Origin of the sequence: Streptomyces sp. NBC_01485 (genome assembly GCF_036227125.1) — a bacterium.
Taxonomy (GTDB): Bacteria; Actinomycetota; Actinomycetes; order Streptomycetales; family Streptomycetaceae; genus Streptomyces.
Map to the genome: position 1 here is coordinate 8,978,409 of NZ_CP109435.1, position 23,693 is coordinate 9,002,101.

The window sequence follows — 23,693 nt, forward strand, 5'->3', positions numbered from 1 at the left end:
TCCTCGTTGTCGTTCGTCACGCGGCGCTCTCCAAGTGGGTGGTGAAGACATTGCTGTGCGTACGGCGGCGGCTGACGCGGCGGCTCATGGCTACGAGATCCCGAACTCTTTGCTGAGGAAGTCGTACATCTCGTCGTCCGAGGCCGCCTCGATCCCGGCCTTGGCCTTTGTAGCCCCTGCCCCTGCCCCTGCCCCTGCCCCTGCCCCTGCCTCTGCCTCTGCCTCTGCCTCTGCCTCTGCCTCTGCCTCTGCCTCTGCCTCTGCCTCTGCCTCTGCCTCTGCGGAGACGGTGGCGGACGGCCGTCGTGGCTCCTCGCAGAGCCGGAGCAACTCCTTCAGCCGGGATACGACCTCACCGGGACCGGCGTCGGCGTCACCAGCGGCGCCGTCGACCGTGGCGAGGGCCGTGATCCGGCCCTTCAACCGGTCCAGCTCATTGAGCAGGTCCGCCATGCCCGGGGCGCCGTCGGAGACGTCGTACCCCTGGTACAACTCGGTCCGGAGGTGTTCGGCGAGGGCCTGCGGGGTGGGGTGGTCGAAGGCGAGCGACGCCGCGAGACTGAGGCCGGTGGCCGCGTTGAGGCGCTTGCGGAGTTCGACGGCGGTGAGGGAGTCGAAGCCCAGCTCCCGGAAGGACCGGCTCGCGGTGATGGTCTCCCGGACGGCGGTGCCGCTGTGCCCGAGCACGGCCGCGACCTCGCCGCGCACCAACTCCAGTAGCTGCCAGTGTTGTTCGGATCCACTCAGTCCGGTCAGCCGCGTACGCAGAGCGGAGCCCGGCTCGGTGCCGCCGACCGGAGCTGTGGGCTCGGCGGCCCGCTCCTTGGCGAGTGCGCGCTGCGCCTCGGGCAGCGCGGACAGCAGGGGGGAGGGCCGGCCGGCTGTCCAACGGGGCGCGAAGCGCTCCCAGTCCACGTCGATGACCGTGAGGCACGGCTCGTCCTGCTCAAGCACCTCTTCGAGCACCGCGAGCGCGTCCTCGGGCGCCATGGCGCCGATGCCGTCCCGCTCCAGCCGCTGCACCGCCGAGTCCTGCGCGGCGAGTCCGTTTCCGGCCCAGCGTCCCCAGGCGATGGAGGTGGCGGGGAGTCCTTGGGTGTGGCGGTGGGTGGCGAGGGCGTCGAGGTGGGCGTTGGCGGCGGCGTAGTTGGCTTGGGCTGTGCTGCCGAGGGTGGCGGCTGCGCTGGAGAAGAGGATGAAGGCGTTGAGGTTGTGGTGTTGGGTGTGGTGGTGGAGGAGGGTGGCGGCGTGGGCTTTGGGGGCGTGGGTGGTGGTGAGGTGGGTGGGGGTTTGGTTGGTGAGGGTGGTGTCGTGGAGGGTGCCTGCGGTGTGGATGATGGCGGTGAGGGGGTGTTGGGGTGGGATGGAGTTGAGGAGTTGGGTGAGTTGTCGGGGGTTGGTGATGTCGCAGGCGGTGGTGGTGAGGTGGGTTCCTTGTTGGGCGAGTTGTTGGGTGAGTTGGGTGTTGCCGGGGGTGTTGGGTCCTTGTCGGCTGGCGAGGTGGATGTGGTGGATGCCGTGGTGGGTGAGCCAGTGGGTGAGGTGGGTGCCGAGGGCTCCGGTGCCGCCGGTGATGAGGACGGTGCCGTTGGGGTTCCAGTTGCGGAGTGCGGAGGAGGGGAGGGTGGTGGGGTGTGGGGTTGTGGTGGGTGTGTGGTGGTGGAGGCGGCGGGCGTAGGTGTGGGTGGTGCGGATGGCTGTCTGGTCTTCGTGGGTGGTGTTGGTGAGGAGTGTGGCGAGGGCTTGGGCGGTGGTGCTGGTGTGGGTGGTGGGGAGGTCGATGAGTGCGGCCCAGTGTTGGGGGTGTTCGAGGGCGGTGGTGCGGCCGAGTCCCCAGATTTGGGCGTGGTGGGGGTTGGGGTGTCCGTCGTTGTCGTGTCCGGTGGTGACGGCGTTTTGGGTGATGCACCACAGGGGTGTGGGGTTGTGGGTTTGGGTGTCGGTGAGGGTTTGGGTGAGGGTGAGGGTGGCGGTGAGTGCGGGTCCGGCCTCGGGGGTGGTGGTGTGGGGGTTTTGGGGTGTGAAGGCGAGGAGGGAGATGATGCCGGTGAGGTGGGTGGTGGTGTTGAGGGTGTGGGTGAGTTGCTCCGCCCACACAGCACGGTCGATCGCGTTCACGTCCAGCTCCAGCACGACCGACTGCGCTCCGTGCTGTGCCAGGGCCTCGAGTACGGTCCTCGCCGCTTCCTCCTTTGACTCCTCCGAGCCGGCGGGTGCGACAACCAGCCAGGTGCCGGACAGACGAGGGGACGCGTCCATCGGGACGGGCACCCAGCCGACCTTGTAGACCCAGCTCTTCCTGCGACTCTGATCCCGCTGCTGCTGTCGCCAGGTGGACAGTGCGGGGAGGACGGTCCGGAAGGGCTGGTCTGCCGAGATGGCGAAGGCCTGCTCGATGGCTGTGAGGTCTTCGCCTTCGACGGTTTCCCAGAAGCGGGTGTCGACGTCGTTCCCGGAGGGAGTGGGCTTGGGCTCGGCCGATGCGTCCAGCCAGTACCGGTCGCGCTGGAAGGGATACGTCGGGAGGTCGGTACGGCTGGCGTGCTTGCCGGCGAAGGCGTGCGTCCAGTCGACGGACACGCCCTGCGACCAGGCTTCGGCCAGAGAGGTCCAGAACCGGCCGAGGCCGCCTTCGCCGCGTCGCAGAGTGCCCAGCGCGGCCGACGCGCCCACAGCGTCGTCGATGCTCATGGTGAGGACGGGGTGGGGGCTGGTCTCGATGAAGGTGCTGTAGCCCTGTTCGGCGAGGTCTGTTATCGCTTGGTGGAATCGGACGGGTTGGCGGAGGTTGCGGTACCAGTAGGCGGCGTCGGCTTCGGGGCCGTTGAGCCAGTTGCCGTCGAGGGTGGAGTACCACGGGATGTGGCCGGTCACCGGTTGGATGCCGGTGAGGAGTTGGGCGAGTTCGTCTTGGATCTGTTCGACGTGGGTGGTGTGGGAGGCGTAGTCGACGGCGATGCGTCGGGCACGCATGCCGTTCTCCTGACATACCGTCAGGAGTGCGTCGAGGGCGGTGGGTTGGCCTGCCACGACGGTGCTGGTGGGGCTGTTGGTGGCGGCGATCTCGATACGGCCGTCCCAGCGGGCGATCAAGGCTTCTGCTTCGGCTGCGGATACGGCGAGGGATGTCATGCCGCCGTTGCCTGCGAGGTTGCGGGCGATGGTCTGGGAGCGCAGGGCGATGACACGGGCGGCGTCCTGGAGGGTGAGGGCTCCCGCGACATGGGCGGCGGCGATTTCGCCCTGGGAGTGGCCGATGACGGCGTCGGGCTGGACACCGTAGGAGCGCCAGAGTGCGGCGAGGGAGATCATGACGGCCCAGGTCGCGGGCTGGACGACGTCGACGCGTTCCAGTGCGGCGGGGTCGCCGAGGGCTTCGTGGAGGGACCAGTCGGTGAACTCGGCCAGTGCCTGGGCGCATTCGGTCATGGACTTCGCGAACACGGGGGCGCTGTCGATGAGTTCGAGGGCCATGCCCACCCACTGGGATCCCTGGCCGGGGAAGACGAACACGGTTCGCCCGGCGTTCGTGGCCACGCCCTGCATCACGTTGGGAATGGGCTTCCCGGCCGAGAGATCGCGCAAGGCGGGCAGTAGCTGGTCGCGGTTGCCGATGAGGGCCGCGCGGTGTGTGAAGGTGGATCGGCCGGTGGCCAGGGTCCAGCCCACGTCGACGGGGGACAGCGCAGGATCGGTCTCGATCCGGGCCACGAGCCGAGCCGCCTGGTCGCGCAGCGCCGTGTCCGTCCGGGCGGACAGCAGCACGGGGACTGTGGCGCCTGGTGCCGGTGCTTCCGTGACGGGAGAGGGGGCGGGCCCCTGTTCGAGGATGACGTGGGCGTTGGTGCCGCTGACGCCGAACGCGGAGACGGCGGCCCGGCGGGGGCGGTCGGTGAGCGGCCAGGGGCGCTCGTCGCTGAGGATCTCGACGGAACCGGCGGTCCAGTCCACCTTGGTGGAGGGCGTGTCGACGTGCAGCGTGCGCGGCAGCACGCCATGACGTATCGCCTGGACCATCTTGATGACGCCCCCGACGCCTGCCGCCGCCTGCGTGTGGCCGATGTTGGATTTCAACGAGCCGAGATGGACCGGCCGTTCGGCGTCCCGGCCCTGCCCGTACGTGGCGAGAATGGCCTGAGCCTCGATCGGGTCACCCAACGTCGTGCCCGTACCGTGTGCCTCCACGACATCCACGTCCGCCGTTGACAGCCGGGCGTTGGCGAGGGCGGCGCGGATCACCCGCTGCTGGGAGGGGCCGTTGGGGGCGGTGAGGCCGTTGGAGGCGCCGTCCTGGTTGACGGCCGAGCCACGAAGCACGGCGAGTACCGGATGGCCGTTGCGGCGGGCGTCGGAGAGCCGTTCCAGCAGCAGTACGCCGACCCCCTCACCCCACCCCGTGCCGTCCGCCGCTTCCGCGAACGGCTTGCAGCGTCCGTCGGATGCCAGCGCGCGCTGACGGCTGTACGCGACGAAGGGCGACGGCGTCGACATGACGGTGACGCCACCCGCCAGGGCAAGGGTGCACTCGCCCGCGCGGAGCGACTGCGCCGCCAGATGCAAGCTGACCAGGGAAGAGGAGCAGGCGGTGTCGACGGTCACCGCCGGGCCCTCGAAGCCGAGGGTGTAGGAGACGCGGCCGGAGGCGACACTGCCCGCGCTGCCGCTGCCGAGGTATCCCTCAAGGCCGTCGGGTGCGGTGTGGAGGCGGGAGGCGTAGTCGTTGTACATGACGCCGGTGAAGACGCCGGTGCGGCTGCCTTTCAGCGAGTGCGGGTCGATGCCGGCCCGTTCCACCGCTTCCCAGGAGGTCTCCAGCAGGAGCCGCTGCTGCGGGTCGGTGGCGAGGGCCTCGCGTGGGGAGAGGTTGAAGAACGCGGGGTCGAAATCGGCGGCGCCGTAGAGGAATCCGCCTTCGCGGACGTAGCTGTGGCCGGGGCGGTCGGGGTCGGGGTGGTAGAGGTGTTCGGTGTCCCAGCCTCGGTCGGTGGGGAACTCGGAGACCGCGTCGCGTCCTTCGGCGACCAGGTCCCACAGGTCCTCCGGGGTGCGGACCCCGCCGGGGTAACGGCAGGCCATACCCACGATCACGATCGGGTCGGCGCCGCCCGGCGCCGGTGCCGCCATCGGGTGTGGCTCGGCGGGGACCGGTCGCCGCCCTGCGATCTCGTCCACGATGTGCCGTGCCAGCACAGCCGGGGTGGGGTGGTCGAAGACCAGGGTGGCGGGCAGCCGCAGCCCGGTCACGGCGTTGAGCCGGTTGCGGAGCTCGACCGCCGTGAGGGAGTCGAAGCCGAGATCCTTGAAGGGCAGACTCTCGTCCACGGCACCGCCGGGCGTATGCCCGAGAACGGTCGCCGCATGACCACGCACCAGCTCCAGCACCACACGGAGCCGTTCGTCGGCGGAGAGCGAGGCCAGCCGCTCGCCGAACGCCGAACCACTCGCCTCGCCGCCCATAGCGCCGTCGGCCCGCCGCAGGGAACGCACCGAGCCCCGCACCAGCCCACGGAACATCGGCTCGACCGCACCGGCCCGGGCCCGCAGGACGCCCAGGTCCAGCCGCACGGGTACGAGGAGGGATTCGCTGCCGTCGGCGAGCGCCCGGTCGAACAGGGCCAGCCCTTGCTCGGCGGTGAGCCCCAGCACACCCGAACGCGCCATACGCGCCCGGTCCGCGTGCCCCAGCCCGCCGGTCAGCCCACTGCTGGGCTCCCACAGCCCCCACGCCAACGAGACGGCGGGCAGCCCTTGCGCCCGACGCACGTCTGCCAGCGCGTCCAGGAACACATTGGCCGCCGAATACCCCGCCTGCCCGGCGCTCCCGAGCACCCCGGCACCGGAGGAGTAGAGGATGAAGGTGGTGAGGTTGTGGTGTTGGGTGAGGTGGTGGAGGTTCCAGGCGGCGTGGGTTTTGGGTTGTAGGACGGTGTCGAGTTGGTGGGGGGTGAGGGTGGTGGTGAGGTTGTCGTGGAGGGTGCCTGCGGTGTGGATGACGGCGGTGAGGGGGTGTTGGGGTGGGATGGTGTCGAGTGTGGCGGCGAGTGCGTTGTGGTCGGTTGCGTCGCAGGCGGTGATGGTGATGTGTGCGCCGAGTGCGGTGAGGTCTTGGGTGAGTTGTTGTGCGTTGGGGGCTTGGGGGCCTTGGCGGCTGATGAGGTGGAGGTGTTGGACGTGGTGGGTGGTGACGAGGTGGTGTGCGAGGAGTGAGCCGAGGGTGCCGGTGCCGCCGGTGATGAGGACGGTTCCTGTGCCGAAGGGGGGGAGGGTGGTGGGGGTGGGTTGGGTGTTGTGGTGGGTGAGGCGGGGGGTGTGGATGCCGTCGGGGCGTAGGGCGAGTTGGGGTTCGTCGTGGGTGTGGGCCCAGGCGAGGGCGGCGGGGACGGTGTTCCATGCGGTTGAGGTTGCGGTGTGGTCGGTCTGGTCGGTGGGGATGTCGAGGAGGAGGAATCGTCCGGGGTTTTCGGACTGGGCGGATCGTACGAGGCCCCATAGGGGGGCGGTTGTGAGGTCGGGGGCTGGTTGTCCGGGGCTGGTGGTGACGGCGTTGTGGGTGAGCAGTACGAGTCGGGAGTCGGTGAGGCGTTCGTCGGCGAGGAAGTGCTGGAGCAGTTGGAGGGCGTGGTGTGTGGTCTTGCGGGCCAGGGTGGGGATGTCGTCGGGGATGTCGTGCGTGACCTGGTGGGCGAGGGACACGATGATGGTCTGGGGTACTGGGCCGTGGTCGTCGAGTGGGAGGGAGGCGAGGCTGGTGTGGATGCCGTGGCCGGGGTTCCAGCCCGGCGCGAGGTGCCCGGGGTGGATGACGGCGAGAGCGGAGGTGTCGGCGGGGGTGAGGGCCGAGGTCGGAGCGGCGAGGTTCCATTCGACCCGGTACAGGGAGTCCTGGCGGCCGGGCAGGGTGGTGGTCTGGAGGGGCCGGGTGACGAGTGCGTCGACGGAGGCGACGGGCCGGCCGGCGGTGTCGGTGACGGTCACCGACACGGCGTCTCCGGAGGCCGGAGCGATCCGCACCCTCAACTGTGACGCGCCGGCGGCCCACAGTGTGACGCCGCGCCAGGCGAAGGGCAGCCGGACCTGGCTGTCGGTGTTCTCGCCGAAGAAGTCGCCCAGACGCATTCCGTGCAGGGCGGCGTCCAGCAACGCGGGGTGCACGCCGTAGTCGGCGGCGTCGGCCGTGTATTCCTCACCGAGTGCAACCTCGGCGAACACCTCGTCCCCACGCCGCCAAACAGCCCGCACCCCCTGGAACGCCGGACCATAACCGTGCCCGGACGCCGCCAGAACGTCATACAGGTCATCGGCTGCAACCGGTTCGGCCCCGTCCGGAGGCCAGGCCACCGCGGTCTCCCCGACGGGCTCGGGCGCGGCCACGGCCAGTACGCCCGCCGCGTGACGGCTCCACGCCTCGTCGTCCGGCGCCAGCTCGGGCCGCGAGAACAGAGTGAACGAACGGCGCCCGTCGTCGTCCGGCCCGGCTACGGTCAACCGCAGCTGAACACTGCCGCGTTCGGGGAGCACCAGCGGGAGTTCCAGCGTCAGATCCTCCAGCGACGCGCAGTCCAGCCGACGCCCGGCGTGCAACGCCAGCTCGACGAATCCCGTGCCGGGGAGCAGCACCGCCCCGTCGACCGAGTGATCCGCCAGCCAGGGAATGGTCTCCAGAGACAGCCGCCCGGTGAACAACACCTCGTCGGTGTCGGGCAGTTCCACCATCGCACCGAGCATCGGATGCTCCGCCGAGCCGATCCCCAGACTCGTGGCCGTCTTGCCGCCGAGCAGATCGTTGGGGGTGTCGAGCCAGTAGCGGTGGTGTTGGAAGGGGTAGGTGGGGAGGTCGGTGCGGGTGGCGTCGGTGCCCTCGAAGGCCTGTGTCCAGTCGACGGGCATGCCCTGCGTCCAGGCCTGGGCGAGGGAGGTCCAGAAGCGGTTGAGGGTGCCGTCGTCGCGGCGGAGCGTGCTCAGGGCGGTCGGGGTGTCGAGGGTGTCCTCGATGCTCATGGTGAGGACGGGGTGGGGGCTGACCTCGATGAAGGTGCTGTAGCCCTGTTCGGCGAGGCCCGCTATGGCTTGGTGGAAGTGGACGGGTTGGCGGAGGTTGCGGTACCAGTAGGCGGCGTTGGCTTCGGGGCCGTTGAGCCAGTTGCCGTCGAGGGTGGAGTACCACGGGATGTGGGTGTCGGTGGGGGTGACGCTGGCCAGTACCTGGGCGAGTTCGTGTTCGATCTGTTCGACGTGGGTGGTGTGGGAGGCGTAGTCGACGGGGATGCGGCGGGCGCGTACTCCGTCTGTCTCGCACATCGTGAGGAGTGCGTCGAGGGCGTTGGGTTGGCCTGCGACGACGGTGCTGGTGGGGCTGTTGGTGGCGGCGATCTCGATGCGTCCGTCCCAGCGGGCGATCAAGGCCTCTGCTTCGGCTGCGGGTACGGCGAGGGATGTCATGCCGCCGTTGCCTGCGAGGTTGCGGGCGATGGTCTGGGAGCGCAGGGCGACGATGCGGGCGGCGTCGTGGAGGGTGAGGGCTCCTGCGACGCAGGCGGCGGCGATTTCTCCTTGGGAGTGGCCGATGACGGCGTCGGGGTGGATGCCGTAGGAGCGCCAGAGTGCGGCGAGGGAGACCATGACGGCCCAGGTCGCGGGCTGGACGACGTCGACGCGTTCCAGTGCTTCGGGGTCGCCGAGGGCTTCGTGGAGGGACCAGTCGGTGAACTCGGCCAGTGCCTGGGCGCATTCGGTCATGGACTCCGCGAACACGGGGGCGCTGTCGATGAGTTCGAGGGCCATGCCCACCCACTGGGATCCCTGGCCGGGGAAGACGAACACGGTCCGGCCGGGGCTGGTGGCCACGCCCCGCACTGCGTTGCCCGATGACTGCCCGTCCGTGAACTCGAGCAAGGCGGAGAGCAGTTGCTCGCGGTTGCCGATGAGAGCGGCTCGGTGTGTGAAGGTGGATCGGCCGGTGGCCAGGGTCCAGCCCACGTCCATGGGGGACAGCGCAGGATCGGTCTCGATCCGGGCCAGGAGCCGAGCCGCCTGGTCGCGCAGCGCTGTGTCCGTCCGGGCGGACAGCAGCACGGGAACGATGGTGTCCGGATCCGCTGGTTCGGCGGGGGCGACCGCCGGAGTCTCCTCGGCCTGTTCGGGTTGTTCGGGTTGTTCGAGGATGACGTGGGCGTTGGTGCCGCTGACGCCGAAGGCGGAGACGGCGGCACGGCGCGGGCGGTCGTTTAGCGGCCAGGCGCGCTCCTCCGTCAGAAGTTCCACCGACCCGGCATCCCAGTCGACCTTGCTGGACGGCGTGTCGACGTGCAGCGTGCGGGGCAGCACGCCGTTGCGTATGGCCTGGACCATCTTGATGACGCCGGCGACACCCGCAGCCGCCTGTGTGTGCCCGATGTTGGACTTCAACGAGCCGAGATACAGCGGCTGTTCAGCGGGCCGGTGCTGCCCGTACGTGGCGAGGATCGCCTGTGCCTCGATGGGGTCGCCCAGGGGAGTTCCGGTGCCGTGGGCCTCGACGGCGTCCACGTCCGCCGTCGACAGTCCGGCACTGGCGAGGGCGGCCCGGATGACACGTTGCTGGGAGGGGCCGTTGGGGGCGGTGAGGCCGTTGGAGGCGCCGTCCTGGTTGACGGCTGAGCCACGGATGACGGCCAGGACGGGGTGGCCGTTGCGGCGGGCGTCGGAGAGCCGTTCCAGGAGCAGCATGCCGGCGCCCTCGGACCAGCCTGTGCCGTCGGCGGTGTCGGAGAAGGCCTTGCAGCGGCCGTCGGAGGCCAGCGCCCGCTGACGGCTGCCCTCCACGAAGGCGTTGGCGGAGGCCATCACGGTGACGCCGCCGGCCAGCGCGAGAGTGCACTCGCCCGCGCGGAGCGACTGGACCGCCAGGTGCAGGCTGACCAGGGAGGAGGAGCAGGCGGTGTCGACGCTCACCGCCGGGCCCTCGAAGCCGAGGGTGTAGGAGACGCGGCCGGAGGCGACGCTGCCCGCGCTGCCGTTGATCAGGTAGCCCTCGAAGCCGTCGGGTGCGGTGTGGAGGCGGGAGGCGTAGTCGTTGTACATGACGCCGGTGAAGACGCCGGTGCGGCTGCCTTTGAGGGTGTGGGGGTCGATGCCGGCCCGTTCCACCGCTTCCCAGGAGGTCTCCAGCAGGAGCCGCTGCTGCGGGTCGGTGGCGAGGGCCTCGCGTGGGGACATGCCGAAGAACGCCGGATCGAAGTCGGCGGCACCGTGCAGGAACCCGCCTTCGCGGACGTAGCTGTGGCCGGGGCGGTCCGGATCCGGGTCGTAGAGGTCGGCTTCGTTCCAACCACGGTTGCGGGGAAAGCCGGAGACGGCGTCGACGCCTTCCGCGACCACCTGCCAGAGTTCCTCGGGAGTGGTCACCCCGCCGGGGAAGCGGCAGCCCATTCCGACGACGGCGACCGGCTCCGTACCCTTCTGAAGCGTGTCCTGGAGCTTCTCCCGGGTCTGCTGGAGATCAGCCATCGCCCGTTTGAGGTAGGTACGAAGTGTTTCCTCGTTCGCCATCGGATGACTTTCCCTTCAGGGCTGGAGCCGTCACCGGCTTCATCCGGTGTGACGCCTGCCGCAATTGGCCTGGCACGGTGACGGGTTCAGCGATCGCATAGGCGGACAGGACCGACCGTGATCCCGCGGTCGCCGACGAACGCCGCACGAGTCACGTTCCGCGGCACGCCGCCAGATCGGCAGGCAGGCACGCAGGCAGGCGTTCGGCGGACGCCCGCTGCCGACCGGACCGAGCTATTGGGGCCGGGGCCAGAGCCGGGACGGAGGCCGGAACCGTGACGTCATGCGCCTTCCCTGAATGTCTGCTGAACGTTCAGTGCGTCGTCATTGTGGTTTCGTCCCAGATTTCATGCGCATCCCCGACTTGTCCGCAGCTCTTTTCCGGGGCTGCGATGCCGACGGCGAAGCTGGAATTCACCCCCACGGTTTTGTAAACCTTGACCACGGTTTTTGAATGCCAATACCGTTTGTTTCTGCATTACTGAAAGAGCTCCCTCGGGAAATGCCCAGCAGGATTTCATCCTAGAAGGTTCAAGTACTCCTGGTCGACTGTGGGAACCCGAAGTGGTGATGACAATCCGCGTAAATCGCACCCGGTGGCCCTCCGTGTCGAACACCTCACCGGCAGGGCTGGTGCGACAGGGGTCCGCCTGGGCGGCCGACGGCGGTTCCCGTGCGCCCATGGAACCGGCACGTGAGTGAAACGAGTCCGAGCAATGATGGTTATATGAACGTATCGCCTGGTTGTGCGGGCGGGTCGCGAAGAGGTGACCACTCGGGAATGATCATGCGAGCTCGGCGGGGAACGGAGACGCGCTGGTGCCAGCGTTGGACGGGACGGCGGCGACGCTGGTCGGCAGATCCGGGGAACTGAAGCGGCTCGACGCGGTGATCGGCGGTCTGGGGCGGGACGGCGTTCCCGCTGTCGTCGACATCGCCGCGGACGCCGGCATGGGGAAGAGCCGGCTGCTCGGCGAGCTCTGTGCGCGGGCGCGGCAGCGTGGGCTGACCGTGCTGCGCGGCAGGGCCACGGAGTACGAACGGCACACTCCGTTCCAGACGTTCACGGACGCCTTCGCCGACGTCGACCGTGCCTTTCTCGACTCGGCTGACGTACCCGAGGCGGCGGCACCGGTGCTGCACGGCGCCGACCGCGTGCAGGGCGCCGCGTCGGGCACCACGGGCAACCGTGATCGGTTCGGGCTCTACCGCGCCGTGGCGGACGTACTGACCGGCCTCGGGGAGCGGAGCGGGCTGGTGGTGGCCCTGGACGATCTGCACTGGGCGGACCCCGCGTCCTTGGAGTTGCTGGACCACCTCGTCCGACACCCGGTGCGGGGGCGGGTGTTGCTCGTCGTGGCCCGTAGGGGACGCCAGACGCCGCCCTCGCTCGCCGCCGCCCTGACCCGCGGCGTCGACAGCGGAGCCGTACTGCCCCTGGCACTGGGGCCGTTGCCCGAGCAGGACGCGATCGAGACGCTGGCCTCCGACCTGCCACCGGGCGACGCCAAGGAGATCTACGAATCCAGCGAGGGCAACCCCCTCTATCTCCTCTCCCTCCTGCACGCTTTCCGCCGTGGCGGCGCGGCGTCGCCCGGCACGACCGTCCGGGCCCACGACGACACCGCGTCCGGGGTGCCGAGCGGACTGGGCTCGCTGCTCCTGGACGAACTGACCGCGCTGACCGCCGCGCAGCGCCGCACCGTCGAAGCGGTCGCGGTCCTCGGCGACCACGCCACCCCCGCGATGCTGAGCCTCACGACCGCACCCACCACGGCGGACGAAGACGAAACGGAGCAACTCGACGACTGCGTCGGCGCGTTGGCGCGGCGCGATCTGCTGCGCAGAGGCTCCGACGGCCGCTGGACGCTCCGTCACCCGGTGCTGCGGGCGCTGGTCTACGAGAACACCGCCGAACCGCGCCGCGCCGAGATCCACCGGGGCGCGGCGGACGAACTGGCGCGGGCCGGCGCCTCCGCCGCCGAGCGGGCTCATCATGTCGAGAGGTCGCTGGTGGGCTGGGATCCGGTGGCGGCGGCCGTGTTGAGCGAGGCGGCCGCCCAGCTCGCGCACACGGCGCCCGCGACCGCCGCCCATCTGCTGGCCGTCGTCCTCCGGCTCATGCCGGACACGCCCGACCATGCCCACCGGCGTGGGGAGTTGACGTTGGCGCGCGCGAGAGCCCTCGGCGTGGGCGGCAGCCTGCGCGAGAGCCGCGATCTGCTCCACACGCTGATCAGCGGGTCCGGCGAGGACGACGCCTCACTGCGCGGGGACGCGATAGCGCTGTGCGCGATGATGGAACGGCACCTCGGACACTCCCCGGAAGCGATCGCCCTGCTGCGACGGGAACTTGTCCGCAGCCCCGGTCCCGAGCCGCGCCAGGCGGTGTCCCTGGGGCTCGCGCTGGGCGTGGCCGCCCTGAACACCGTCTCCTACCCCGACGTACGCGACACCGTCGGGCGGACGCTCGAGGTGGCCCGCTCCCACGGCGATCTGATGGGAGAGCTGGGGGCGCTGGCGCTGGGATCGTTGGGGGAAGTCTACGAAGGGGAGACGGCGGCGGCCCGCCGGTTCGCCGACGCCGCCGCCGGGCTCGCTGACTCGCTGACCGACCCCAACCTCACGGAACTGTGCGAGTCGTTGGTGTGGCTGGCCTGGGCGGAAGCCCTGCTGGAGCGCTACGCCGATGCGGAACGCCACGCCGACCGGGGGCTGGACATCGCCCGTCGCAGCGGCCAGGTCCACGTGCTGCCCCACCTGTTGAGCAACAAGGCCTTCGTGCGCTTCACCACCTGCCGGCTGCCGTCCGCCCTGGAGTCGGCCGAGGAAGCGGAATCCGTCGCACGCGCCATCGGCAGCAGCGATCTGCTGGCCTTCACCCTCTGCTTCAAGTCGCTGATCCTTCTCCTGAGCCACCCCCTCGGCGACACCAGAGGCCTGGCGACAGCCGAGGAGGCCGTCGCCGCGGCCGGCGCCAGCGGCCACTGGTGGGCGTCGCTGGCCGGGTGCATGGTCGGCCACACGGCGCTCGTGAGCGGCGACCCGCACCGCGCGCAGGACGCCCTCCTGACGGCGGGCGGCCCCGAACTGCTGGGCCTGCAGCCCTCGACCCGCCCCGGCCAACTGGACACCCTCGTCAGCACCGCCCTCGCGACCGGCAACCCCGAACAGGCCGCGCGCTGGGCCGCACGAGCCGTCGAGGAAGCCGACCGGATGGGGCTGCACGGCCAGCGCGGGGCCGCACTGCGCGCCGAGGCGGCGCTCGCCCAGCACCACGGCGACCCCCGCGCCGCCGCACACCTCTTCGAGCGCGCCGCGCAGGCGTACGCCCCCTCCGGCGCGACGGTCTGGGAGGCGTACTCCCTGCTGCTGGCGACGGTCCAGGCGCAGGCCGCGGGCGACGGTCCGCGCGCCGCCGCGATGTGGGAACGGGCCCGCCGCCTCGCCGACGACGGCGGCGCACGCCTGCTGTCCGACCTGGCCGCGCTCGTGCGCCCCCAGGCCGAGGAAGCCTCGCGCGCACCCACCGAACTCGACCAACTCACCACCCGTGAACGGGAGATCGCCGAACTCGTCGCCGAAGGACTCAGCAACCAGGCCATCGCGACGAAGCTGTACCTCAGCCGCCGCACGGTCGAGACCCACCTGTCGGCCATCTACCGCAAGACCTCCGTGCCGTCCCGCTCCGCACTGGCCGGCCTCATGGCGCGCGAGGCCCTCGACCGGCGCGCGTGAACGACGAAGGCCATGACCGTCACTGTTCATGACCAGTGACGGTCATGCCGTGACGTTCCGGTAGTCGCCCAGCCAGCGGAACGCGCCCCCCGTCGCCTGGAACAGGTACATGGCGTCCGTGTAGCGGTAGGTGGACGAGTCGTAGCGCAGCCGTCTGGTGATCCCCCGGTAGTCGGTCTCGCGCAACCGGCCTGCGATCGCGCCCCGCTCCGCACGCGCCGCGCCCAGGTCCGTCATGGCCTGGGCCACGAACAGCGTGGCGTCGTAGGCCTCGGCGGAGTACCAGGGCGGGGCCGTGCCGAAGCGGGCGCGGTAGGCGGTGACGAACGGTTTCGCGGCCGTCACCCGGGTCGGATCGAGGAAGGGGGCGGCGAACACCCAGCCCTCGGCGGCGTCGCCCGCCGAGGCCAGGAAGCGGGGGTCGAGCGCGCGCTGGGTGGCCAGCCGCGCACCGGAGTAGCCGGCCGAGCGCAGTGCGCGGGCCAGCCGCGCGGCCCGCGCGTACCCGCCGGCGAACACGACCGCGTCCGCGCCCGCGCCCGTCACCGACTCCGCGAGGGCACGGAAGTCGCCGTCCGCGTCGTCCTCGGCGGCGAGGGTGCGCCGGACCGTGGTGCGCTGCCCGGAACGCACGGCGTCGTCGACGCCCGTGCACAGGCGCCAGCTGAAGTCGCCCTCGGCGGCGTCGTCGACCAGTACCGTCCGGCGCGCCCCGGCGGTGCGGACGAGGTACGCGACGAGCGGCGCCGCCAGGGTCGGGTCGTCGGGACGGGTGGCCGCGTACATCCGGTAGGTGGTGGGGGACACGTCGTCGAGTCCGACCGACACGGTGACCATCGGGAGCAGCGCCTGCCGGTAGAGGCCGAGGGTGGCCTTCGCGCAGGCGTCGGTGGTCGGCCCGAGCACCGCGCGGACCCGGTCGTCGGCCGCCAGCCGCCGGGCGATCTGCTGCGCCAGGGTCGTACTGCCTTCGTCGTCGTGCACCTGGAGTGCCAGGTCGAAGGCGCGGCCGGCGCGGGAGTTGAAGCGGTCGACGGCGAGCCGGACGCCGTTCTCCTGGGCGCGACCCGTCGTACGCCCGCCGCCGCTGAGGTCGGCGTGCAGGGCCACGACCAGCCGCGGGAGCCGGCTCCCGCCTCCCTGCGCAGCGGCCCGGCCGGGATCCCGCGCCGCCCACCAGGCCGCCGTTCCACCGGCCGCCAGGACTCCGGCGGCCGAGCCCAGCACGAGGAGGCGGCGGCGCGTGGCGCCCCGCCCGCGCAGGAGATCCGCGCCGACCGCCGTCGTCGCCCCGGCCGCCTCGGAAACCCCAGAAGCCCCGGAAGCGTCAAGAGCTCCGGACGTCGCGGATGCGTCGGACACCTCCGTCGCCTCGACGGCGGGCAGGGCGAGCACCGCGGCCGAACGGCGCGCGATCAGCCGGGTCAGGGACCCCGGCAACCAGCCCCCGCCCTCGTCCTCACCCCCACCGTCCAGGGCCCGCCGGACCTCGGCCACCGTCGGCCGGGAGCCGGGCTCCTTCGCCAGGCAGCCCCGCAGTACCGGCAGCAACGGCTCCGGTACGCCGTCCAGGTCGGGCTCGTCGTGGACCGTACGCAGCAGCATCCCGGCCGCGGCGCCCCACCCGAAGGGGCGCTCGCCCGTCACGGCGTACGCCAGCAGACAGCCGAGGGAGAAGACGTCACTGGCCGGCCCGATCTCCCGGCCCCGGCCCTGCGCCTGTTCGGGGGAGAGGAACCCGGGGGAGCCGACCACCATCCCGCTGGCGGTGAGCGCGGTGTCCTCCGGCATCCGGGCGATTCCGAAGTCGATCATCCGGGGTCCGTCGACGGCGAGCAGCACGTTGCCGGGCTTGACGTCCCGGTGCACCAGCCCCGCCCCGTGCACCGCGTCCAGCGCCTCGGCCAGCCGCACGCCCAGGACGCGGACGGTCCCGTACGGCAGCGGCCCGCACTCCTGAACCGCCTCCGCCAGCGACGGCCCCGGCACGAACGCCGTGGCGAGCCACGGAGACTCCGCGTCCGGGTCCGCGTCGAACAGCGGCACCACCCAGGGGTTGACGACCCGGCTCCCCGTCTCCACCTCACGGCGGAAACGGGCCCGGAATCCCGCGTCGTCCGCGTGCGCCGCGCGGATCACCTTCACCGCGGCGAGCCCGCCGCCGGGCGAGCGGGCCAGGTACACCACGCCCATGCCGCCCGCGCCCAGCCGACGCAGCAACCGGTAGCCCGCGATCCTGGCCGGGTCGGCGCCGCGCAACGGCTCCATCAACGCCCCCTCAGACCTGGTACGACGCCACGCCCTGGTACGCGAACCGGCCGCCGGCGACCTTCCACAGGTAGACCCCGCTGCCGTCGATGACCAGGGCTCCGGTCGTCCGGTCGAACGCGAGGTTCCTGCTGATCCCCTTGTACGTGGCCGAACGCAGCGCCGTCGTCAGGTTCTGCCGCGTACGGCGCCCCGCGGCCAGCGTGCGCATGCCCTGGATGGCGAGCTGCGCCACGTCGTACGTCTCGACGGCGTACCGCTCCGGCTCCGCGCCGAAACGCTTGCGGTACGCGGCCGTGAACGCCTTCGCCTCGGGCGCCACGGCGGCGTCCATGACCGGGGCGACGATCGCCCAGCCGTCGGCCGCGTCCCCGGCGGCGGACAGGAACCGGGCGTCGAGCACCCCTTGGGCCGCGGCCCTGGCCCCCGGGAAGTCACGGCTGGTCAGTTCCCGGGCCAGCAGCGCGGCCCGGTCGTGGTAGCCGGCGAAGACCACGGAGTCCGCGCCCCCGTCGAGCAGGGCGTCCAGGGTCGGCCCGAAGTCGGTGCGCAGGGCGCTGACCACCTTCGGCACGTTCGGCTGCCGGGCGTCCCGGAGGATCTTGGCGAGGGTGCTGCTGATCTCCCAGGCGTAGGCGTCCGCCGCCCGGTCGTCGACGATCCCGACCGTGCGCGACTTCGCGGTGCCGCGCAGATACGCGTCGAGGTAGAACGGCAGGACCGTGTCCGGCACCCGGGAGTGCAGGAAGGACCGGCTGCCCGTCACCGTCAGCACGGTCGCGCCGGGCGACACCGCGATCAGCGGCAGCGAGGCCGCGTCGTACGTCGCCAGCGAGGCCAGGGCGGTGGCGTCCGTCGTGGGACCGATCACGGCCAGCACGGAACGGTCGGCGACGAGCTTCGCGGCAACGTCGGCCGCCCGGGCCGGGTCGCCGCCGTCGTCCACCGTCTTCACGGCGAGCGTGAAGGACCTGTCCGCACGGGAGTTGAACTCGTCGACCGCGAGCCGCAGCCCCTGCTCCTGAGCCCGGCCGACCGCCTTCTGATCGCCGGTCAGGTCGGCGTGCAGGCCGAGGGTGTGCACGGGACCGGTGACCGTCGGGGTGGGGTCGTCGTTCTCGCCGTCACGGGAGAACGCCGCCCACGCGGCCAGCCCGCCCCCGGCCGTGACGACGGCCGCGCCCCCGGTCAGGAGGAGGAAACGGCGTCTGCCGACGGCACGGGACGCGGGCTCGGCGTCGGCTGTGGTGTCCGCCGGAGCGGTACCGGCGGACGCGGGGTCGGCGGACGCGGGGTCGACCTCGGTGTCGTCGATGGAGGGCAGCGCGAGCCCGGCCGCCGACCGCTCCGCGATCAGCCTGACCAACGGCTCGGGCAGCCAGGCCTCATCGCCGGGAACCCGGTCCTCCACGGGCGCGGAAGGACGTACGACCCGCAGCGCCTCCCGCGGGTCGGGAGACGAAGCGGACGGGGAGGCTGAGGACGACGATGAGGGCGGGGCCGGCGTGAGGGCCTCGGACAGTGCCTCGGCCGTGGGCCGCAGCTCCGGGTCCTTCTCCAGACAGCCGCCCACCACCTCGGCCAGCTCTTCCGGAACACCCTCCAGATCCGGCGCGTCGTGCACCGTCCGGTACAGCAGCGCGTCGATCGACCCGGTACCGAACGGAGGGCGGCCGGTCGCCGCGAAGGCCAGTACGCAGCCCAACGAGAAGACGTCCCCGGCCGGTCCCGGATCCCGCCCGCCCCGCGCCTGTTCCGGCGGCAGGAACCCCGGCGTGCCGACCACGACACCGGTCGAGGTGAGCGCGGGATCCTCGGGATCGCGGGCCACCCCGAAGTCGATCAGCCGTGGCCCGTCGAGCGCCAGCAGCACATTGCCGGGCTTGACGTCCCGGTGCACGAGACCGGCCGCGTGCAGCTCCCGCAGCGCCTCGGCGAGCCGCGCCCCCAGCACCCGCAGACTCGGCACCGGCAGCGGCCCGTACGCGGCGACGGCCTCGCCGAGCGAGGGACCGGGGACGAACGTGGTCGCGAGCCAGGGCTGCGCCGCCCCGGGATCCGCGTCCACGAGGGACGCCACCCACGGACTCGTCATCCGGCGGGCCGTGTCCGCCTCACGCCGGAACCGCTCCCGGAACTCGGCGTCCTCGGCGTACTCGGCCTGAATCACCTTCAGCGCGACGAGGGTTCCGCCGGCCGAACGGGCCAGGTACACCACACCCATGCCGCCCGCGCCGAGCCGGCCGAGCAGCCGGTAACCCGCCAGCCGGGCGGGATCGGAGGTACGCAGCGGCTCCATCACTTGCCCTTCACTTCCCCTTCAGCCGCTGCTCGACGCGCGTCAGCATCTGAGCCAGGGCCTTGCTGCCCAGTTGGTTGAGTTCCTGTTCGGTGTTCCCGGCCCCGCCTGTCACGGAGACGGCCGCGACGACCGTGCCCAGCCGGGCGACCATCCACCGGTACGGCTGTGCGGCACCGCCGTCCTCGACGTACGCGCCCGCCTCGAGCAGCGAGTCGTCGGCGTACTCCTGCTCGCGGGCGCCGAAGGGGGTGCCGAGCGACATCAGACCCGTGAACCGCTCGTCGGACCGGGGCTGTTGGTCCGGGCAGCGCAGCACCTCCTCCAGGGTGGTGCTCAGCTGTTCGTCGGCGCCGAGGACGGAGGCGTGCACGGTGACGACGGCCGTCACCTTGACCACGCCCTTGCCCCCGCCGGCCGGCAGCCGGCTGTAACGGGACGTACTCGCCAGCACCCCGCGCGGAAGCTCCTCCCGCTGCCAGCCGCAGCCCCGGTTCAACACCGCCCAGGTGCCCGGCGCGCTCTCGGCCGGCTCCTGGGCGACGTAACCCCGGCCCCAGTCGCCAGGCACGAGCACGACGGACTCGGCCAGCCGACGCCCGTCCGTCGAGGTCCGGGGGACGAGGGAGGGATCGGGGGTGAACACGGAAGCGGCGGCGGAAGCGGTGGCAGAAGCAGCGGTTGAAGCGGCGGACGAAGCAGCGGTTGAAGCGGCGGCCGACGAAGCAGCGGCGGCCGAACCGCCGGACGGAGCCGCCGCCTTGGCATGCGCCGAAGCACCCGAAGACGCACTGGCCGTGGGCGAACCGCTCTGCCGGGAAGACCCGTTGCCAGTCCCCTCGGCCGAACACCCGGCCAGTAGACCCCCCGCCACCAGCAAGGTAACCCAACTGCCCCGCACTCCCCGGGTGTTGCCTGTCACTCAGTCCCCTCAACACGGCTCGCTCAGTCTGACGCCTCGAACGTAGACGGCCAGGAGGAAAGGGACCTCAGTAGAACCACGTATCCGGCTACGTATCCCACAGGCCTGGCACGGGGGACCGAACGCTCGGTCAGACGGTCAGACGGTCAGACGGTCAGACGGTCAGACGGTCAGACGGTCCGCCGGTCCGCCGGTGTCACCGGCGGACCGTCACGGGGGTTTGATGCCCGTGTCTTCCCGCGCCCTCTCCCGTTGCCCCTGACAGGGGAGTCATGGCTCTCCGTCCTGGGGAGGAGTAGGCGTTTGCAGCACGATCTGTCACGCGGTGCGTCGGGAGGCAAGGCGGCCCAAGTCATCGTGGTCGGTGCGGGCTTCTCCGGCATCGGTGCCGCCATCCGGCTGCGCCAAGAGGGATTCGGTGACCTCCTGGTGCTGGAGAAGGCTCCGCAACTCGGGGGAACCTGGCGGGAGAACACCTATCCGGGCTGCGCGTGCGACGTGCCGTCCTCGCTCTACTCCTACTCCTTCAACCCCAACCCCGGTTGGAGCAGGCTCTTCGCAGGGCAGCGGGAGATCCACGACTATCTCCGGACGACCGCGGAGCAGTACGGCGTGGACGAAGCGCTGCGCTGCGGTGTCCGTGTGCTGCGGGCCTGGTGGGACCGGTCGGCGGGGCGTTGGCGGTTGGAGACGACCGACGGTGACTACAGCAGCGAGGTGCTGGTCATGGCCACGGGCCCCTGGCACCGGCCACGGCGTCCTGAGGTGCCGGGGCTCGCCGAATTTCCCGGTCCGGTGTTCCACACCGCGCAGTGGGACCACACCGTGGACCTGGCCGGCCGGCGCGTGGCCGTGGTGGGGAGCGGGGCTTCGGCCGTACAGGTCGTCCCGGCCATCCAGGAACAGGCGGCAGCGGTGCACGTCTTCCAGCGCACCGCCCAATGGATCCTGCCCAAACCCGACTTCCCGGTCCCTGGGGCCCTCGGGTGGTGTCTGCGCCACTTGCCGGGCGCTCAACGAGTCATGCGGAGCGCCCAGTTCAGGATGCAGGAGGGTTTCGGTTACGTCTTCCGTCACCCACGGCTCATCCGCCCGCTACAGGCAGCGGCGCGCGCCCACTTGCGCCTCGCGGTCCGTGACCCGGTCCTGCGCCAGGCGCTCACGCCGCACTACACCCTGGGCTGCAAGCGCCTGCTGACCTCGAGCACCTACTATCCGGCGCTGGCCAAGCCCCACGTCCACCTGCACCCCACCGCTGTCTCCGCCGCTCGCGGGAACCGCCTCATCGGCGCCGACGGCTCCCAGGCCGAGGCCGACGTCGTGATCCTCGCCACCGGCTTCCACATCGGCGAGCTGCCGCTGGCACCAAGCGTGCACGGAACGGACGGCCGGACCCTCCACGAGACCTGGTCAGAGGGGCCCGAAGCCTACCTCGGCACCACCGTCAGCGGCTTCCCCAACCTCTTCCTCCTCCTGGGCCCCAACATCCTCAGCGGCTCCACCTCCGCCATCACCGTCCTCGAAGCCCAACTCACCTACCTGTGCGCCGCCCTGACACACCGACGCCAGAGCGGCCACACCTCCGCGGACGTCAAACCGGAGATCCAGGCCGCGTACAACACCGCGCTACAGGACGCACTGCGCACCACCGTCTACGACGCCGGCCACTGCTCCAGCTACTACCTCAGTCCCAGCGGCCGGAACACCTTCTCCTGGCCCTGGTCCACGGGTCGGCTCATCCGCAGCCTCAGCCGCTTCGACCCAACGGCGTACACCCTTCAAGGACCTCCCCTGCCCGGCCCTCGGTCCGCGCCCCAGACGCCGGACCACACCCGCCTCGCCCCGCCGTACCCCGCCCCGCGCCGCCGTCGGCGTTAGCGTGCGAGGAGCCAGGTTCGGCTGGTGGCGATGGCCCTGAGCTCTTCGGTCGTGATCATGGGCGCGGTGCCGCTGCGTGTGGACGTGGGGCTGGGTGCGTTGTAGGCGCTGATGGACATCCATAGTCCGTTGGTGCGGAGTGCGTCGGCTCGCAGCTCCACGACTCCCGGCTGCTTGCCCGGGCGCTGCACGGTGCCCACCTTGGTGCCGTCGGCCAGGGTCTCGTTCCAGAACTCCTTGTCGCCGGCGGTCCGCGTGGCCTGGATGTAGGTCCGCTGACCGGTCTTCCGGTCGGTCACGAGGACGTACCCTTCCCCTCCGGAGCCGCCTTCCGAGGTGATGCGCAGTCGCTTGGGCAGCAGGGATTTCAGGACGGGCAGGATGTCCCCCGGTTCGGGCGAGGCGGTCGGGTTGACCGTCCCGAAGGGGTTGGCCTCCCCGTCGCCGGTGAGGGAGCCGTCGACGAACATCGCCAGGGTGCGCAGCTTGCCCGGGTTCATACGGGGGTTACGCGTCACGGGCGACGCCTCGGCCTGCCTGGCCGCCGGCGTGTTGTGGGTGGCGACGTCGATGACGTACCCGCTGGGCGAGAGCATCGTGACCGCCCATTCCTTGACCCCGCCCGTCTTGCCCGCCTCGGTGTACCCCTTCACGGCCCGGTTGTCGGGCTGTGTCGTGCACTCCTCGTACGGGGAATTCGTTCTGGGCGGGCAGGTGATCAGCTTCTTGAGGTCCTGTTCGGCCGGGTCGACGCGGCGCACCGAGAGGGTGACTCGCGCCATGCCCCAGCTTTCGCCGAAGTCGATCGTGGCCGTGGCGGGCCGGGCGGGGTCGGAGCTGCCCGTTGCCCGTACTTTCGGTTGGATGATGGGGATTCCGGCCCGGTCCATCCCGTTGTGCAGGATGTTCTCCATCTGCTCGGCCGTGACCGCGAAGTGCCGGTAGCCGCCTACCGGTTGGGGCGTCGCGGCGTCACCGTCGCCCTCTCCGCCCAGTCGGACACCGGCCGTGGCGACGAGGACGACGGCCAGCGCGCTGCCGGCCACAGCGGAGGCCCGGCGGCGGGCCACTCTGCGGCGGCCGCGGGCGAGGCTGCCTTCCGCCAGTGAACGCGGGTCGGTGGCGAAGGCGGCCGCTGTGTGGCGGAGCGCCTTCGCGAGCTCGTCTTCGAAGTGCATGTGCAAAACCACCAGTTCCTTAAATGGTGCGGACGGGAAGCGGATCGGCGGCGTATCCGCGACAAAGAGGGGGCGCGGAGGCCAAGAGGCCAGAAGGCCCAGGAGGTCCAGAGAGTCCAGCAGGTCCAGAAGGTCAGGCCGGGGTGATCAGTTCGGTGAGGCTGCCCCCGAGCTGTTCGCGGAGCTTGGCCAGCGCCCGGGTCGAACGGGTGCGTACGGCGGCGGAACTCACGTTCATCGCGTCGGCCGTCTCCTCCACGCTGCGGTCCTCCCAGTAGCGCAGCACCACGACCGCCCGGTCCTTCGGCGGCAGTTCCCGCAGGGCCGCCAGCAGTGCGAGCCGCAGAGCCGGGTCGTCCGTGCCGTGCAGGGACACGTCGTCCGGCAGGTCCGCCAGGGGGCGTTCGCTCGCGGAGTACCGCCGCCGCTGGGTGATGAACGTACGAACGAGCACGGTCTGGGCGTACGCGGCAGGGTTGTCTATGCGGGACATGCGCCCCCACAGGGCGTACATCCGGCTCAGCGTCTCCTGCACCAGATCCTCGGCAAGGTGCGTGTCTCCGCTGGTGAGCAGGCACGCGGAGCGGTGCAGATGCCCTGCACGCCCTGCGGCGAACTCCATGAACTCATCCGTCCGGGACAACGTCCGGGACCTTCTCATTCCCACCCCTCGGAGCCTCTCGTCGGCCTACACCCCACAGACGCGCTGGACCGCGGAAAATGTTTCAGACGACATTCACCGAGAGCCCTCGCGCCTCTCCGGGACGTCGCGTGCCGCCGGCGATGTCGAACGCGCCGGTTCCCGATCGACGTGAAAGTAGAGGCAGCACATCCCAGGACGTGAGGAGCGACCCCATCGTGACCGTGACCGAGCGCACAGGCT

8 protein-coding genes are annotated in these 23,693 nt (G+C 71.2%); 2 read left to right on the forward strand and 6 right to left on the reverse strand.

All coding sequences use genetic code 11. The features are described from left to right. Positions 1-90: 90 nt before the first annotated feature. Positions 91-10,527: a type I polyketide synthase gene (locus tag OG352_RS39075; RefSeq protein WP_329223495.1), complete on the reverse strand. Its 10,437-nt coding sequence runs from the start codon at positions 10,525-10,527 to the stop codon at positions 91-93. An 819-nt stretch (positions 10,528-11,346) separates the two neighbouring features. On the opposite strand from OG352_RS39075, the gene OG352_RS39080 reads away from it, so the two are divergent. Then, the gene (locus OG352_RS39080; RefSeq protein ID WP_329223497.1) at positions 11,347-14,265 is read left to right on the forward strand and encodes a helix-turn-helix transcriptional regulator; all 2,919 of its coding nucleotides are present in this window, start codon (positions 11,347-11,349) and stop codon (positions 14,263-14,265) included. A gap of 42 nt (positions 14,266-14,307) precedes the next feature. On the opposite strand, the gene OG352_RS39085 is transcribed toward OG352_RS39080, so the two are convergent. Genes OG352_RS39085 through OG352_RS39095 form a run of 3 tightly spaced genes read right to left on the reverse strand, consistent with a single transcriptional unit; the run spans position 14,308 to position 19,478 of the window. Beyond that, a complete protein-coding gene (locus OG352_RS39085) occupies positions 14,308-16,533 on the reverse strand; it encodes a bifunctional serine/threonine-protein kinase/ABC transporter substrate-binding protein (RefSeq protein WP_329223498.1) in 2,226 nt (741 codons plus the stop codon). Between the two features lie 10 nt (positions 16,534-16,543). Then, the gene (locus OG352_RS39090; RefSeq protein ID WP_329223499.1) at positions 16,544-18,832 is read right to left on the reverse strand and encodes a bifunctional serine/threonine-protein kinase/ABC transporter substrate-binding protein; all 2,289 of its coding nucleotides are present in this window, start codon (positions 18,830-18,832) and stop codon (positions 16,544-16,546) included. A 10-nt stretch (positions 18,833-18,842) separates the two neighbouring features. Then, positions 18,843-19,478: a hypothetical protein gene (locus tag OG352_RS39095; RefSeq protein WP_329223501.1), complete on the reverse strand. Its 636-nt coding sequence runs from the start codon at positions 19,476-19,478 to the stop codon at positions 18,843-18,845. Between the two features lie 579 nt (positions 19,479-20,057). Between OG352_RS39095 and OG352_RS39100 the strand changes: the two genes are divergently transcribed. Further along, a complete protein-coding gene (locus tag OG352_RS39100; protein ID WP_329223502.1) occupies positions 20,058-21,632 on the forward strand; it encodes a flavin-containing monooxygenase in 1,575 nt (524 codons plus the stop codon). On the opposite strand, the gene OG352_RS39105 is transcribed toward OG352_RS39100, so the two are convergent. Both OG352_RS39105 and OG352_RS39110 read right to left on the reverse strand, forming a co-directional pair. After that, a complete protein-coding gene (locus tag OG352_RS39105; RefSeq protein WP_329223504.1) occupies positions 21,629-22,810 on the reverse strand; it encodes a hypothetical protein in 1,182 nt (393 codons plus the stop codon). The two genes, OG352_RS39100 and OG352_RS39105, sit on opposite strands and share 4 nt — an antisense overlap. A 133-nt stretch (positions 22,811-22,943) precedes the next feature. Then, positions 22,944-23,471, reverse strand: a complete 528-nt coding sequence (locus OG352_RS39110) for a SigE family RNA polymerase sigma factor (protein ID WP_329223505.1) — start codon at positions 23,469-23,471, stop codon at positions 22,944-22,946. Between the last annotated feature and the right edge of the window lie 222 nt (positions 23,472-23,693).

Bases quoted from the DNA above. Each gene is read 5' to 3' on its own strand.
- OG352_RS39105 (WP_329223504.1), bottom strand. From the start codon at position 22,810: ATGCACTTCGAAGACGAGCTCGCGAAGGCGCTCCGCCACACAGCGGCC.
- OG352_RS39075 (WP_329223495.1), bottom strand. From the start codon at position 10,527: ATGGCGAACGAGGAAACACTTCGTACCTACCTCAAACGGGCGATGGCT.
- OG352_RS39110 (WP_329223505.1), bottom strand. From the start codon at position 23,471: ATGAGAAGGTCCCGGACGTTGTCCCGGACGGATGAGTTCATGGAGTTC.
- OG352_RS39090 (WP_329223499.1), bottom strand. From the start codon at position 18,832: ATGGAGCCGCTGCGTACCTCCGATCCCGCCCGGCTGGCGGGTTACCGG.
- OG352_RS39085 (WP_329223498.1), bottom strand. From the start codon at position 16,533: ATGGAGCCGTTGCGCGGCGCCGACCCGGCCAGGATCGCGGGCTACCGG.